1 protein-coding gene is annotated in these 507 nt (G+C 48.1%); it reads right to left on the bottom strand.

Going from position 1 to position 507, the window contains the following annotated elements; translation table 11 throughout:
- Window positions 1–399 (bottom strand): TRAP transporter small permease (locus ACS8FC_RS21185; RefSeq protein ID WP_439298228.1); only part of this gene is annotated, 399 nt, incomplete at its 3' end.
- Window positions 400–507: the final 108 nt, after the last annotated feature.

Here is a 507-nt window from a genome sequence, read left to right as displayed (position 1 = left end):
ACGCAAATCTTGGGTGACTTTGCCAAATTCCATAGCATCAATGGCGCTCTCATAGAGTCCCCAGGCAAAGACGATGCCGATGGCAAAGAAGCCAAGCATAAAGACGCCCATCATGTAGCCTTTGATAGACTGAGGCATTTTCTGGGTAAAGACGTCAACGATGATTTGTGAGCGTTCGACAAAGGCGGCAAAAGCGGCAAGCAGTGCAAATAGCATAAAGTAGGAGACGATCTCAACCGAGCCTTTGACGGTAAAGCCGAACTCGCCACCCGTAAGCTTAAAGATGTAACGGGCGACGACGTCAGTCATGGTGGTGAGGACGATAATGATGAGACTGATGCCGCCGATAAACTGGCACAGTCTTGAGATTAGGACGCTGAGCTTGACTAGTAGTGGCATGTTGCACCTCCAATGGGTTAGACCACTTTACAGGCAGCACTAGCAGCTTTGGCTTTTTCATAGACACTATCAGCATCCAGACCCAAAGCATTAACATCTTTCAGATAT

It is taken from the genome of Psychrobacter sp. 1Y4 (genome assembly GCF_051847555.1).
This window is presented reverse-complemented; position numbering and strand designations above follow the sequence as displayed.